We start from the raw sequence: 14,612 nt of genomic DNA, 5'->3' as shown, positions 1-14,612 counted from the left end.
CCGTGGACCTGCGCGAGCTGTTCTTCACGTCGCTTCGGTCGCTGGGGAGCCACAAGCTCCGGTCGGGGCTGACGCTGCTCGGCGTCATCATCGGCGTCATGACCGTGGTGGCCGTCGTCTCGGTCATCTCCGGCCTGAACGAGTTCGTGGCCACGAACCTCGTGAACCTGAACCCCGACGTCCTCGTCTTCACGAAATACGGGATCCTGAGGAGCCGCACCGAGTTCCTGATGGCGAACCGGCGCAAGCCGGTCACGATGATGGACTGCCGGCTCGTCGAGGCGAATTGCAGGTCGTGCGCGGCCGTCGGGGCGCAGGCCGAGCAGACCGCGACGGTCAAGGCCGGCCGTCACACGCTCGGCGGCGTCGAGGTCACGGGGTACACCTCGAACGCGGACACCATGCTCAACCTCGACCTCGAGTCGGGCCGATTCTTCAACCCCGCCGAAGAGGCGCACGCGACCGCGGTCGCCATCATCGGGGCGGACCTCAAGGACGCGATGTTCCCCGGCGTCGATCCTCTCGGCCGCACCGTCTTCGTCCAGGGTTATCCGGTGCGCGTCGTCGGCGTGCAGAAGAAGCTCGGCACGATGATGGGCCAGGCGCGCGACAAGGTCGCGTTCGTCCCGATCACCTTTCTCAAGAAGGTGCTGAGCAGCGACCAGAACCTCGCGATCCTCGCGCGGCCCATCGGCGGCATGGCCGGGCTCGACCGCATGGAGGACGAGGTCCGCACGATCCTGCGCTCGGCGCGCAAGACGCGCTTCTCGTCGGACGATCCGTTCGGCGTCGTCGGCTCGCGCGCCGTGGCGGCGATCTGGCGGTCGATCTCGCAAGGCGCGTACCTCGCGACGATCGTCGTCTCGGGGATGTCGCTCGTCGTCGGGGCGATCGTGATCGCCAACATCATGTTCGTCTCGGTCGTCGAACGGACGCGCGAGATCGGCCTCAGGAAGGCGATCGGCGCGCGCTCGAAGGACATCCGCCGCCAGTTCCTCGTCGAGGCGGCGATGCTGTCGCTCTCCGGCGGCCTCGCCGGGGCCGCGCTCGGATGCCTCGTCGCCGTCGCGATCAGCGCCGTCTTTCCCGCGTTGGTCCGGGCCGAGTTCATCTTCTTGGGGCTCGGCTTGGCGCTCGTCGTCGGCGTGGTCGCCGGACTCGCGCCGTCGGCCCTCGCAGCCAAGAAGACGCCGATCGACGCGTTGCGCTACGAGTAGGAGGGCAAGATCATGCGACGCTGGCTCGAGATCTTCCGACGCGGCTTCTGGGAGAACGTGCGCTTCGCCCTCGAGGCGATCCGCGAGCACAAGCTCCGCGCGGGACTGACGACGCTCGGCATCGTCGTCGGCGTCACCACGGTCATGGGGATGGTCGCGATCGTCGCCGGGTTCAACAACAACGTGATTGGCAACCTCCAGAAGTTCGGCGCGAACCGCATCGAGTTCAAGAAGTACGACGAGTCGTTCAACTCGGGGAACTCGGACTACGAGGAGCAGAAGAAGCGTCACAACCTCACGATGGACGATGCCGCCGCTCTGCGCGCCGCGGTGCCCGAAGCTGCCGCCGTGTCGGGGCTCTGCGGGCAGACCGACGCCGTGCTCCACATCAAGCACGGCAATCTCGAGGCGAACCTTCCCTACGTGCTCGGCGTCGACGAGTACTACCCGCAGGGCACCTCGTACGACGTCGGCCACGGGCGCTTCTTCACCTCGTCGGAGATCGCGCACTCCGCGCCGATGGCGATCGTCGGCGCCGACGTGAAGGACGCGATCTTTCCGCTCGAGGACCCGCTGGGGAAGGACATCACGGTCGACGGCATGCACTATCTCGTCATCGGCGTCCTCGCGCGGAAGGGCGAGCAGTTCGGGTGGTCGCCGGACAACAAGGTCGTCCTGCCGTTCGGCACGTTCAAGCGCCAGTTCCCGTACCGTGTGCTCGAAGATGGCGTGAATCTCAGCGTCGTCCCGCGGCGTACCGAAGACCTGCAGCTCGTCGTCGACAAGTGCATCTCGGTGCTCCGCCAGCGCCGCAAGGTGCCGTTCAACAAGCCGAACGATTTCGGCGTGTCGACCCCCGACCAGCTCATCGGACAGTTCAAGCAGATCACCGGCGGCATCACCGGCGCGATGGTGTTCATCGCCGGGCTGTCGCTGCTCATCGGCGGCGTCGGCGTGATGAACATCATGCTCGTCTCGGTCACCGAGCGGACGCGCGAGATCGGCGTCCGCAAGGCGCTCGGCGCTCTCAGGCGGGACATCGTCGGGCAGTTCCTGACCGAGGCCGTCACGCTGAGCTGTCTGGGCGGCCTCATCGGCGTGGCCATCGGCATCGGCATCGCGTCGTTCATCAAGGCGAACGTCTCCGCGCTGCCGGCCGAGATCCCCCTCTGGTCGCCGATCGTCGGCCTCGCGGTCTCGATGGGTGTCGGGATCTTCTTCGGCGCCTATCCCGCCGTCAAAGCGTCGCGGCTCGACCCGATCGAGTCGCTGCGCTACGAGTGACTAGGCGGATTCCTGCCCGGCGGCCGCGAGAGTCTCCGCGACCACAGCGTCGACGTCTTCCTCGGTGCTGCGGTGGTTCACGATGCACGCGCGGAGCGCGAACCGTCCGTGGACGGTCGCGTTCGAGAGGTAAACGCGTCCTCGCGCGATGGTCCGCCGGAGGATGCGCAGATTGAAATCGTCGCTGCCCTCGTGCCGGAAGCAGACGGCGCTCAAGGCGACGGGTGCGAGCCGCTCGAGCGCCGGCTCGGCGTCGATCCGCGAGGCGAGACGCTGCGCGAGCGCGAGATCGCCGCGGATCGCGTCGCGAAACGCGTCGACGCCGTGGTATCGCAGCGAGAGCCAGAGCTTGAGCGCGCGGAAGCGGCGCGACAGCTCGAGCGACTCGTCGAAGAAGGCGAAGCTCTCCACGGGATCGCTCTGCAGCGTCCGTGCGTAGTCGCCGGTGTGCGAGAAGGCCGCCCGTGCCGCGGTCCGGTCGCGAAAGAGGAGACAGCCGCAGTCGAGCGGCTGGTAGAGCCACTTGTGGGGGTCGAGCGAGATGGAATCGGCGCGATCCAGGCCGCGGAATCGCTCGGGGACGGTGAGCGCCGCGAGCGCGCCGTAGGCGCCGTCGACGTGAAGCCACAAGCCGCGGCGGTCGGCGATCTCCGCGATCTCCTCGAGCGGATCGATGCTGCCGGTGTTCACCGTGCCCGCGGTCGCGACGACGGCGAGCGGACGCTTTCCCGCACGGACGTCCTCCTCGATCGCGCGATCGAGCGCCTCCGGAATCATGCGGAAGCTCTCATTGACGGCGATCGCACGCACGGCGTCGTGCCCGAGGCCCAGGAGGGCGGCCGCCTTCGGGATCGACATGTGCGCTTCCGATGACGCGTAGATCGTTCCCTGCCCGTCGCGCGCCATCGCGAGCGCCATCAGATTCGCCATCGAGCCGCCGCCGGTGAGGCTGCCGGTGAAGCCGGGACACCCGATCGCCTCCGCGAGCCAGCGCACGACGGTGCGCTCGATCGTCACGGCCGCCGGGCCCGAGCGCCACGCCGTCACGTTCTGGTTGAGCACGCTCGCGACGAGGTCGGCGACCGCCGCCACAGGCTCGCCGGAGCCGAGCACGTAGCCGAAGAACGCCGGCCCGCACGGCCGGGAGTTCGCGATGACGTTCTCGATCTCGTCGAACGCCGCTGCGCCCATGCCGCGCGCGGGGAGCGGCCGGTCGAACGTGGCCAGGCTCTCGGCGCCCGACGTCGCCGGGAACGATGGCAGATCGCGCAGTCGCTCGAGGTAGCGCGCGGCCCTCTCGACGGCGCGTGCGGCGAGCCGGCGGAACTCGTCGGGGGAGACGGAGAGGCGGTCCATCGCGGTCCTCCGAGCGAAGGCTACTCGATCTCGCGCACCCCCCGCTGCCAGGCGCCGAACACGGCGACGAGCGTCACCGCGGCGCCGCCGATCGCGAACATCCACGTGACGCTCCACTCCGAAGCGACCCCGGCGGCCGCCATCGACACCGGCATCAGCCCGAACGACGACAGCATGAGAACGCTGCCGACCCGTCCGAGAACGGAGCGATCGACGCGGAGCTGGAGCCACGCCTGGAGCTGCACGTTGATGAACCCGCTGAGGATGCCCATCACGAAGAGGAGGAGGGCCATCGGCCAGAAGCCGGCGAGGAGGCCCATGCACGCCATCGCGACACCGAGGATCGCGCCCGTCCCGACGAGCAGAACGCCGCGACGCTTCGACTTGAAGGTGCCGGCGAGCAGCATTCCGACGAGCGTTCCGGCCGCGACGGCGGAGATCCAGCCGCCGAACGCGGTCGGCGAGGAGAACCGGCTCTTCGCGATGTAGGCGAGTCCGACGGAGAGCGGTCCCGACAGGCAGAAGTTCATGGCGGCGGCAAGCAGCATGAGCGAGCGGAGAGGGACGTCGCTCATGACGTAGGCGATCCCTTCGCGAATCGAGCCCCAGACGCTCGGCCGCGTGGGGGACGGCGCCCGAGGTGGATCGGGCACGACCCACAAGGCGGCGATGACGAAGAGGAAGCTCACGGCGTCGAGGAAGAAGGCCCAGGCGGCGCCGAGCGCCTTCGTGATCACACCCGCGGGCGCGGGTCCGACGACGCTTGCAAGGAGGGCGCTGCTCTGCCAGACCGAGTTCGCCGCCGGAAGCTGCTCCGGTTTGACGAGCGAGCGGAGGAGCGGGCCCGCCGACGGCAGCGCGAACGCATCCGCGACTCCGAACGCCGTCGCCAGCAGGTAAACGTGCCAGAGCTGAAGCCCGTGGACGGCCAGCAGAAGACCGATCGCCGCGACGAGGACCGCCCGCGCCGACGCCGTGATGAGGAGCACCTTGCGCGGCGAGACGCGGTCGGTGACCGCCCCGCCCATGAGCATCAGCGCCGCGCGGGGGATGCCGGCGCACATCGCGACCGTTCCCATCGCGATCGCGGAGCCTGTGATCTGGAGAACGATCCAGGGCAGCGCGACGAGGTAGAACTGATCCCCGAGCAAGGACGTCGTGGCGCCGAGCCACCACAGCACGAACGGGCGGTTCTTGAGCGGGTGAACGGTCGCGACGGGGGCGTCCGCGGTCATGGTGGCTGAGCTCATCTCGACTCCTCCTGGTTGTTTGCAAATGCGAATTTACATTTACATTCAACCGCCGTCAATCGATATTTCCGGGGGACCCGGTATAAGGGGAACGATGCCGAAGCCGAAGAAGAGCGCCAGCCTCGAGCCGCAGCAGGAGAGAAGCCGCGAATCCTTACGGAAGCTGCTCAAGGCGGCCACCGAGGTTCTCGGCCAGCACGGCGTCGAGGGGACGACGATCCCGCGCATCGCCGCGCACGCGGGGCTGACACCGGGGGCGGTCTACCGGCGCTTTCGCGACAAGGACGCGCTCCTCGAGGCGGCGATCCTCGGCATCCTCGAGCGGCAGGACGAGCGCCTCAAGACCGGCCTCACCCCCGTCAAGGCGGCGAAGATCCCGATCGAGGTCTTCATCGAGCAGATCGTGGGAGGGATGGTCGTCACGTATCGCGCCAACGCGGCGTTGCTTCGCGCCTTCCGGCATTTCACGATGGGGCGGCTCGACACCGAGTTCATTCGGAAGGCGGCGAAGCTCGAGATTCGCTCCTTCGAGCGGGTCGTCGATCTCCTCATGGCGAACCGCAAGGACATCGGCCATCCGAATCCACGGATGGCGGTCTCCCTCGGCCTCGTGATGGTGGTCAGCACGCTCTACGAGGTCGTCGTGCTCCCGACCCGCGGCGCCGACTGGAAGGACCTCGTGCCGAAGGACGACGCGACGCTCAAGCGCGAGCTGACGCGAGCGTTCTTGAGCTACCTCGAGGTGGAGTCCCGCTAGCCCACGCGTTCGGCACCCGCGTAGACGTTGAACCGGCCGCCGCGGAGAAAGCCGATGAGCGTGACACCGAAATCCCGTGCGACCGACACGGCGAGGGTGCTCGGCGCCGAGACCGCGCACACGATCGGGACGCCTGCCATCACCGCTTTCTGAAGGATCTCGTAGCTCGTTCTCCCGCTCACCATCAGGACGTGGTTCGAGAGCGGGAGGCGGCCCGACAGGAACGCCCAACCGATGAGCTTGTCGACGGCATTGTGCCGGCCGACGTCCTCGCGCACGGCCAGCAGCTCGCCGGACTCGTCGAACAGGCCGGCGGCATGAAGGCCTCCGGTCGTCGCAAAGATCCCCTGCTCCGATCGGAGCTTCTCCGGAAGCGTGGTGAGGCTCGCCGCAGGGACGACCGGGCCGGGACCGATCGGTGCCGGCGCGTTGAGACGCAATGCGTCGAGGCTCGTCTTGCCGCAGACCCCGCAGGCGCTCGACACGTGGAAATGTCGGTGCAAGGCCTCGAGATCGGGAAGCTCGGCGGTCAGGAGGTCGACGTTCACGATGTTGAGCCGCTTCGCTTCGTCGACCGAAGGGTCGTCGCAATACCCGACGGCCGAGATTTCTTCGGCCTTGCGCAGGACACCTTCGCCGTAGAGGAACCCCGCGGCAAGCTCCGCATCGGCGCCCGGCGTTCGCATGGTGACGGCCACCGCGCGGTGGGCCGGCCTTCGAGGGCCGTGAAGTGGCAATGTGTCGTTCTCGTTACGGGATGCGGCGCGGAGCCGGATCTCGAGCGGCTCCTCGGTGGCGAGATCGTCCGACCGGGCCTCTCGCCTTCCGTCGTCGAAGACGATGATCCGCGCTTCGCTCGTGGAATCCGCCCGGCCGCTCATGTGCTCCACCGCATGATCTCATGCCTTGACACCCTTTGGAGCCGGGCGTACAAGCGGTGGCATGACCGAGATCACCCGCCGGGATCTCCTCAAGCTCACGGTGGGCAGTGGCGCAGGGCTCGCCCTCGGCGGTTTGCTCGACGTTTCCGAGGTCCGCGCCGCGGTTGCGACGCAAAAGCTCGCGAACATCCGGGAGTTCACGACGTCGTGCAACTTTTGCTCGTGCGGCTGCGGGATGATCGCCTCGGTCCGCGACGGCGAGCTGATCTCAATGGAAGGCGACTACGACCACATCGTCAACCGCGGATCGCTGTGCGTCAAAGGGATCTCGATGTTCGCGACGCACGCCTCGCCGAAGCGCGCGAAGACCCCGCTCTACCGCGCCCCGGGGAGCGACCACTGGGAAGAGCTGACCTGGGAGCAAGCGGTCGACAAGGTCGCACGGAAGATCAAGACCGTCCGCGACGAGACCTGGATCGCGACGGAGAAGCTCGGCGACAAGGACGTGACGGTCAACCGGACCGACGCGATCGCCTTCATGGGCGGCGCGCAGAACACGAACGAAGAGTGCTACCTCTTCCAGAAAGCGGCGCGGCTCATGGGGTGGCCGTACGTCGAGCACCAGGCCCGCCTTTGACACAGTCCCACGGTCCCCGGTCTGGGGGCCTCCTTTGGACGGGGCGCGATGACGAACCACTGGATCGACCTGCAGCACTGCAAGGCGATCCTCGTGGAAGGAAGCAACGTCGCGGAAAACCACCCGATGGCGTTCAAGTGGATCCGTAAGGCGCAGGAGAACGGCGCGGTCATCATCCACGTCGATCCGCGCTTCACCCGCACGTCCGCCACCGCCGACATCTACGCGCGGATCCGACCGGGCACCGACGCGGCGTTCCTCAACACGATGATCCATCACGTCCTCGAGAACGGGCTCTATGACGAGGACTACGTGCTCGCGCACACGAACGCGCTCTATCTGAGCGACGAGGCGTTCGGCTTCCACGAGGGCGTGTTCAGCGGGTACGACGAGGAGCACCGTAAGTACGACACGAAGAGCTGGGGCTACCAGCTCGACGGCGCCGGGAAGCCGCGCGTCGCCAAGAGCCTGGACGACCCGCACTGCGTCTTCACACGCCTCAAGACGTTCGTCTCCCGCTACACGCTCGACATGGGCGAGCGCATCACCGGCGTCCCCGCGGCGCAGATCAAGAAGATCGCCGAGACGATGGCCGCGAACCGGCCCGGCTCGATCCTTTATGCCCTCGGCATGACCCAGCACACGACCGGCGTCCAGGGGATCCGCGCCTTCACGATCCTTCAGCTCCTGCTCGGCAACGTCGGCAAGCCGGGGAGCGGGGTGAACGCCCTCCGCGGCGAGCCCAACGTCCAGGGCGCGTGCGACATGGGCGTGCTCAACAACTACATGCCCGGCTACCTGAACTCACCCGCGCATACCGAGCCGACGATCTTCGATTACGTGAAGAAGAACGGGATCGCGGACAGCCGGTACCTCGTCAACACGCTGAAGGCGTTCTTCGGCGACGCGGCGACGAAGGACAACGACTACGGCTACGGGTGGCTGCCGAAGCGGAGCGCCGCCAAGGACTACGGGACCCTCTCGATCTTCGAGGACGCGCTCGCCGGCAAGGTGAAGATGCTCTGGGTCATCGGGCAGAACCCCGCGGTCACGGTGCCCAATCTCAACCTGCTGTTCGACGGGTTGGCGAAGCTCGACATGCTCGTCGTCCAGGAGATCTGGGAGACGGAGACGGCGACGTTCTGGCGCCGCCCAGGCGTCGATCCGAAGTCGATCCAGACGGAGGTCCTCCTCCTGCCCGCGGCGTTCTTCATGGAGAAGAACGGCACGATCAGCAACTCGGGCGGCATGGTGCAGTGGCGGCACGCGTCGGTGAAGCCACCGGGGCAGGCGCGGCCCGACGGGGAGATCGTCGACCGGATCTTCCGCCGCGTGCGCGATCTCGTGCACGATTCGAAGGATCCGAAGGACGACATCATCAAGAATGCGTTCTGGACCTACACCACCGCCGAGGACGTGCTCCGCGAGATCAACGGCTACGCCCTCAAGGACATCCCCGAGAAGGGGCTGAAGGCCGGCGACCTCATCACGAAGGTCTCCGATCTCCAGTCCGACGGCTCGACGTCGTCGGGCGCCTGGATCTACGCCGGAGTTTTTGCGGGGAACGTCAACCTGTCCAAGCGCCGCGACTCGCGCACCGATCCCGGGGGACTCGGCCTCTTCCCGGGGTTCGCGTGGACGTGGCCCAACAACATGCGGATCCTTTACAACCGCGCGTCGTGCGACAGGAACGGCAAGCCCTACGCGAACTCGAAGCCGATCGTCTGGTGGGACGCACAGGCGAAGCGCTGGACCGGCTACGACGTGCCGGACGTCCCGGTCCCCACCGACGGTCCGGACACGCCGAACGGTCAGCGCGCGTTCCACCTCGGCGCCGAGGGGGTCGGGCGCCTGTTCGCGGCGGTCTATTCCGACCCGGACACCAAGCACCCCGGCTACCCGCGCGACGTCGCGTATGTCCCCAAGGACGGCCCGTTGCCGGAGATGTACGAGCCGGTCGAGAGCCCGGTCGAGAATATCCTCCACCCCCGGGTGCAATCGAACCCGCTCCTCAAGTACCCGCGCGTGCCCTCCCATCAGCCGATCGGCACCGTGAAAGACTTTCCCTACGTGCTCATGACCTCGACGGTGGCGGAGCACTGGTGCGGCGGATCGACCACCCGCAACATCCCGTGGCTCAACGAGCTGGTTCCGGAACCGATGCTCGAGATGCCTCTCGCGCTCGCGAAGACGCTCGGTATCGAGTCCGGTGACTGGGTGAGGGTCAGCTCCGCGCGCGGTGAGCTCGAGGTGAAGGCGCTCGTCACCCCCCGCATGAAGTCGCTGCAGGCCGGCGGCCGCGAGGTGACGATCGTGTGGATGCCCTACAACTGGGGCTACGCGGGTCTGTCGAAGGGCGCCAGCGTCAATCACCTGACGATCGACGCGGCGGATCCCGGCGCGGGCACGCAGGAAACGAAGGCATGCCTCGTCAACGTGGTCAAGCTGCGCGGTCGCGTGCCGCCGTCGTCCGCGCCGCGAGGACGCACATGAGCGAGCCCGGCGGCGCCCGAGTCCCGATCAAGACGACCCTCGTCGACATCAACAATTGCATCGGATGCCGCGCCTGCCAGGTGGCCTGCAAGCAGTGGAACGACCGCGACGGCGAGATCACCGAGATGCAGGACGATCTCGGGTTCCAGAACCCCGCGACCTTGAGCGCCAAGACCTACACGCTCATCTCGTTCCACGAGATCGAGAACGAGAAGGCCGACGGGGGCGTCGACTACGCCTTCGCGATGCGCCGCTGCCTCCACTGCCTCGAGCCGGCGTGCGCGTCGGCCTGTCCGACGACCGCGCTCTCGCGGCGCGAGGACGGCCCGGTCGTCTACGACCCGGCCCTCTGCATCGGCTGCCGCTACTGCATGCTCGCGTGCCCGTGGGAGGTGCCGACCGCCGACTGGAACACGCTCAAGCCGAAGATCCACAAGTGCACGCACTGCGCCGACCGGACCGACCAGCCGCTCCCCTTGGCGCGGAACGACCAAGCTCTCGACGACGGCGAGCGCGACCGCTACTCGAGCACGATCGCGACCCCGGCGTGCGTGAAGGCGTGCCCGGCGGACGCGCTCCGTTTCGGCGAGCGGGACGAGATGCTCGCCGAGGCGCGCCGGCGCATCGCCGCCAAGCCGGACCGCTACGTCGACCACATCTACGGCGAGCACGAGGCCGGAGGCACGACCGTCCTCTACCTGTCGCGCGTGCCGTTCGCCAAGCTCGGCTTTCCCGACGTCGGGACCGAAGCCTATCCGGCGCGCACGAAGCTCGCGCTCGGCGCGGTCCCGCCGGCGGTGATGGCGGTCGGCGCCCTGCTCGGTGCCGCGTTCTCGTTCTTCAAGCGCCGCGCCCTGGCGGTCGCCGGCGACGCCCACCACCACGAGTTCGCGCCGGTTCCCGGGAAGGTGCTCACGCCGGCGAACCTGCTGCTGCTCGCGATCATGCTGTTCGGGGCCGTCTCGTTCGTCGCGCGGTTCGTGCTCGGCCTCGGAGGCAGCACGCATCTGTCCGACACCTTCCCCTGGGGTCTCTGGATCGTCTTCGACCTCGTCTGGATCGCCGCCGCGGCGGGCGCCTTCGCGAGCGCGGGCATCATCTACGTCTTCCAGAGGAAGGATCTCTACGGGCTCGGGCGCACCGCGGTGCTCATCGGCCTGCTGAGCTACTCGTTCGTCACCGTCACGCTCGTCGCCGATCTCGGCCTGCCATGGCAGTCGTACCAACTCGCGCTGCAGGCCCCCGAGCACTCGGCGATGTTCGAGGTTTCGTGGTGCGTCGGGCTCTACGTGACGATCCTGCTCTGGGAGTTCCTCCCCGTCGTCTTCGAGCGGCGGGGCAACGCGCGCGCGATGGAGCTCTGGAGCCGCTGGTCCGGCGTCTGGGTCGCGTTCGCCGTCACCCTGTTCGTGTTCATGCTCTCGCGCAACGTCGTCTACGCCGCCCTGACCGCGGCGATCTTCGCGTTCCTCGCCTGGCGGTTCCGGCCACGCGAAGGGCACTTCGAGCCGGTAATCCTCGCGATCGCGGCGGTAACGCTCTCGACGATGCACCAGAGCTCGCTCGGGTCGCTCTTCCTGCTCATGCCCGACCAGCTCGCGCCCCAGTGGTGGTCGCCGGTCATGCCGGTCTCCTTCTTCCTGTCGTCGATCGCCGCGGGAGCGTCGCTCGTCATCCTCATCGAGATGGCGATCGCCCGCGTGTGGCGCCGCACGCTGCCGATCGCGCCGCTCGCCTCGATGGGCCAGATCGCGTTCTGGGCGCTCTTCGTCTATCTCGCCTTCCGCCTCGGCGACATGGCGCTGCGCCAGCGCCTGGGCGGCGCCTTCCGCGGCGGGCTCGGCGCCCTCTTCGCGGCGGAGATCGTCCTCGGCGGGATCGTCCCGCTCGTCCTCCTGTCCCGCCGGTCGCTGCGCCTCCGCCCGGGCATCCTCGGTGCCGGCGCGGCGCTCGCCGCCTGCGGGATCGCGTTCAACCGCATCAACGTCGTCGTCACCGCGATGACCCTCGACGGGCCGATGCCGAACGTCGCGCCGCAGAGCTACACCCCGTCGGTCGTGGAATGGGGGGTCTCGGCGGGACTCATCGCCGCCACGGTTTTCCTGTTCGCGCTCGGCGTCCGCTACCTGCCGGTGCTCCCCAAGCAAGACGTCCATGCCGGGTAGCGAGGGCTGGGTCGAGCGCCACCGGTATCTCGAGAGCGTCGCGCGGTTCGAGGCCGGGATCGACGAGATCCTGAGCGGCCTCTCATGGGCGGCGCCGGCGATCCCCGCGTGGGATGCGTACGCGGACGATCTCGACGCGGGCGTCCCGGTGCTGGCGAGCACGTCGGTGACGGTCGACCTGAAGCCTCTCGAGGCGCTGACCGCCACGCTGATCGGCGCGAGCCCGGGGCACACGCGCCATCTCGGCTGGCGCACCGCCGCCCGCTATCTCGCCCCGGTCGTCCGGTCGTTCGAGGCCTGGCGCGGCGACGACGAGCGCTGGCTACGCCCCTATTGCCCGCTGTGCGGATCGCCCCCGGCGATGGCCCAGCTCGTGGGCAACGATCCCGGCCGCCGGCGCTTCCTCTGCTGCGGCCGATGCGGTTCGCGCTGGCGCTTCCGGCGGACCGAGTGCCCGTTCTGCGAGCACGACGCCCACGAGCTCGCGACGCTGAAAGTCGAAGGGGAGAACGGGCTCCGCATCGATCGGTGCGAAGCGTGCCGGGCCTACATCAAGACCTATGACGGCGAGGGGGAGGAGCGCCTCCTCCTCGCCGACTGGTCTTCGCTGCACCTGGACGTCATCGCGCTCGACCGTGGGTGGGTCCGCGCGGCGGCGTCGCTCTACGAGATTCCCGCCTAGAACGTCCAGCCCATGTTCAAGCGGACACCGTCGAAGTCTTGCGTGCCCGCTTTGCTGAAGTCGATCCAGAGAATGTTGTAGCTCGCCTCGAGGAAGAACCGGTCGCCCAGCTCGGCCCGGACGCCGGCGGCGACCCCGTACGCGAACTCACTGTCCGAAAAGGTCGGCTGCCAGGTGTTGCAGATGTAGCCGTACCACGGATCCCACCAGCACCCGCCCTGCACCGGCCCCGACGGGATGTTCGAGTCGATCCACGTCCACCCGATGCTCCCGCGGAGGAACGGCGTGATGCGGCCGGAGAGGATGTTGTACTGCGCCACGAACTGGAGGTTGGCCGCGTCGAGCGTGCCGGCGACGTCGATGCTGCTGTCCGGCCTCCCGTCGCCGTTGGCATCGGTGACGACGTGCGCGTTGTAGTTGGCGTTGATCCAGGTGAAATCGACGCCGAACATGAGCTTCTTGCTGAAGTTGTAGCCGAAGCCGAAGCCGAAGCCCACGTCCTTGTCGACGTCGACGCTCGTCCCTTCCTGGGAGTCGTAGGAAGACCCGGACGTGAAGGTGACCGGCACCGAGAACTGCCACCGGTGCTCGCGATCGCTATCGTCCGCGGCGGCGGCTCGAGGCACGGCAGACATGAAGACGAGAACAGATCCGAGAGCGAGGAGCAGCTTCATCGTTCGAGGGTGGCGCATCGGACGCATCGTTGTCTCCCTTTGGTTGAGCCCAAGTTCGGTGAGAGATCCTACTCCCTAAAAGCCTCGAATTGAACCCTTTCGATCCGACTCCACGGGACGTACTCGGGTTTAGGTGTCCCGGGGCGAAGCTCAGCATCCCGGCATTCTCCGGGCCGAGGTCGCACGTGGCCGATCTAGGTGCCGGAACCCATATTGCGCACCGTGAACTTCGAGCTTGAGAAGAATGTCGTCGTCCACAAAAAGATCGTGGTCAACGGCCAGGAGTACGAGAGCCTCGACCAGGTTCCCCCGGAGGCTCGCGCCGCGATCGAGAAGGCGCTCGGGCCCGGTGCTTCGGCCACCGCGACCACGCAGATCACGGTCAACGGGCACACCTACGCCCCGAACGACCTCCCCGCGCCGATGCGTGCCATCCTCGACGGGCTCACGCTCATGACCTTGAAGAAGGCGCAGTCGGCGAACCCGGAGGCGGTGTCCTCCGTCGGACAGGTGCGCGCCGAGCCCACGCTGTCGTTCAAGAAGATCGTGATCCTCGCCGCGCTCATCGCCCTCGTCATCTGGATCGCGCGCGCCGTTTCTTAGCGGCCTCGGCGCGCATCCTCTGCATCGCGTCGGTCTCCTGATCCGAGTAGCGCTCTTCCTTCCAAGGGTCGGCGTAGAGGTGGTAGCCGTTGACCTCCCAGAAGCCGGGGGCGTCGACGTCGAGGAATTCGAAGGCGCGGATCCACTTGGCGCTCTTCCAGAAGTACAGGTGTGGGACCACGAGGCGGCATGGTCCTCCGTGGTCGGCGGAAAGCTCCGCACCGTCATGCCTGGTGGCGAGGATCACGCCGTCGGCGCGCAGGTCGGCGAGAGGAATGTTCGTCGTGTAGCCCCCCTCGGAGTGCGCCATCACCGCCACCGCCTCGTGGAGTACCTTGACGCGCGCGAGCACCTCGCGGACCGCCACTCCCTTCCACACGTTGTCGTAGCGGCTCCACTTCGTGACGCAGTGGATGTCGGACCGGACCTCGATCTGCGGGAGCCGCATGAGCTCGGCCCACGTCCAAGAGACTTCCGCTTCGACCTTGCCGTAGCAACGGAAGGTCCACGTGCCGAGGTCGGCGCGAGGCGTGTCGCCATAGGTCAGGACCGGCCATTTCTCGGTGAGCGTTTGACCCGGTGGAAGACGGGAGGGCATGGGTGAGTCTACACT

12 protein-coding genes are annotated in these 14,612 nt (G+C 67.7%); 7 read left to right on the top strand and 5 right to left on the bottom strand.

The window, feature by feature from the left end:
- Window positions 1-2 precede the first annotated feature (2 nt).
- Both VFV19_18245 and VFV19_18240 read left to right on the top strand, forming a co-directional pair.
- Window positions 3-1,217: an ABC transporter permease gene (locus tag VFV19_18245; GenBank protein ID HEX4826247.1), complete on the top strand. Its 1,215-nt coding sequence runs from the start codon at window positions 3-5 to the stop codon at window positions 1,215-1,217.
- Between the two features lie 12 nt (window positions 1,218-1,229).
- Window positions 1,230-2,501 carry an ABC transporter permease gene (locus VFV19_18240; protein ID HEX4826246.1) on the top strand — a complete coding sequence of 424 codons (1,272 nt, stop codon included), beginning with the start codon at window positions 1,230-1,232 and terminating at the stop codon, window positions 2,499-2,501.
- Here VFV19_18240 and VFV19_18235 read toward each other — a convergent pair whose 3' ends face one another.
- Window positions 2,502-3,857, bottom strand: a complete 1,356-nt coding sequence (locus tag VFV19_18235; protein HEX4826245.1) for an aminotransferase class I/II-fold pyridoxal phosphate-dependent enzyme — start codon at window positions 3,855-3,857, stop codon at window positions 2,502-2,504. It abuts the gene before it with no gap.
- A 20-nt stretch (window positions 3,858-3,877) separates the two neighbouring features.
- Window positions 3,878-5,107 (bottom strand): MFS transporter, encoded by a 1,230-nt coding sequence (locus VFV19_18230; GenBank protein ID HEX4826244.1) that lies wholly within the window; start codon window positions 5,105-5,107, stop codon window positions 3,878-3,880.
- 94 nt (window positions 5,108-5,201) lie between these two features.
- Here VFV19_18230 and VFV19_18225 point away from each other — a divergent pair, with 94 nt between their 5' ends.
- Window positions 5,202-5,864 carry a TetR/AcrR family transcriptional regulator gene (locus tag VFV19_18225; GenBank protein ID HEX4826243.1) on the top strand — a complete coding sequence of 221 codons (663 nt, stop codon included), beginning with the start codon at window positions 5,202-5,204 and terminating at the stop codon, window positions 5,862-5,864.
- Here VFV19_18225 and fdhD read toward each other — a convergent pair.
- Window positions 5,861-6,745 (bottom strand): formate dehydrogenase accessory sulfurtransferase FdhD, encoded by an 885-nt coding sequence (fdhD, locus tag VFV19_18220; protein HEX4826242.1) that lies wholly within the window; start codon window positions 6,743-6,745, stop codon window positions 5,861-5,863. The two genes, VFV19_18225 and fdhD, sit on opposite strands and share 4 nt — an antisense overlap.
- 61 nt (window positions 6,746-6,806) lie before the next feature.
- Here fdhD and fdnG point away from each other — a divergent pair, with 61 nt between their 5' ends.
- From fdnG to VFV19_18205, 3 genes are read left to right on the top strand one after another with little or no spacing between them, the layout of a single operon-like run.
- Window positions 6,807-9,875, top strand: coding sequence for a formate dehydrogenase-N subunit alpha (gene fdnG / locus VFV19_18215; GenBank protein HEX4826241.1), 3,069 nt, complete (start codon window positions 6,807-6,809; stop codon window positions 9,873-9,875).
- A complete protein-coding gene (locus VFV19_18210; protein ID HEX4826240.1) occupies window positions 9,872-12,040 on the top strand; it encodes a 4Fe-4S dicluster domain-containing protein in 2,169 nt (722 codons plus the stop codon). The genes fdnG and VFV19_18210 overlap by 4 nt, the downstream gene beginning before the upstream one ends.
- Window positions 12,030-12,722, top strand: a complete 693-nt coding sequence (locus VFV19_18205) for a formate dehydrogenase accessory protein FdhE (protein HEX4826239.1) — start codon at window positions 12,030-12,032, stop codon at window positions 12,720-12,722. The genes VFV19_18210 and VFV19_18205 overlap by 11 nt, the downstream gene beginning before the upstream one ends.
- Here VFV19_18205 and VFV19_18200 read toward each other — a convergent pair.
- Window positions 12,719-13,396: an outer membrane beta-barrel protein gene (locus VFV19_18200; GenBank protein ID HEX4826238.1), complete on the bottom strand. Its 678-nt coding sequence runs from the start codon at window positions 13,394-13,396 to the stop codon at window positions 12,719-12,721. The genes VFV19_18205 and VFV19_18200 overlap by 4 nt on opposite strands.
- 222 nt (window positions 13,397-13,618) lie before the next feature.
- Here VFV19_18200 and VFV19_18195 point away from each other — a divergent pair, with 222 nt between their 5' ends.
- On the top strand, window positions 13,619-13,999 hold the full coding sequence (locus VFV19_18195; protein HEX4826237.1) for a hypothetical protein: 381 nt from the start codon (window positions 13,619-13,621) through the stop codon (window positions 13,997-13,999).
- On the opposite strand, the gene VFV19_18190 is transcribed toward VFV19_18195, so the two are convergent.
- Window positions 13,971-14,597, bottom strand: a complete 627-nt coding sequence (locus tag VFV19_18190; GenBank protein HEX4826236.1) for a sulfite oxidase-like oxidoreductase — start codon at window positions 14,595-14,597, stop codon at window positions 13,971-13,973. The genes VFV19_18195 and VFV19_18190 overlap by 29 nt on opposite strands.
- Window positions 14,598-14,612 lie beyond the last annotated feature (15 nt).

It is taken from the genome of Candidatus Polarisedimenticolaceae bacterium, assembly GCA_036275915.1.
In the GTDB taxonomy this organism is placed as follows: Bacteria; Acidobacteriota; Polarisedimenticolia; order Polarisedimenticolales; family DASRJG01; genus DASRJG01.
This window is presented reverse-complemented; position numbering and strand designations above follow the sequence as displayed.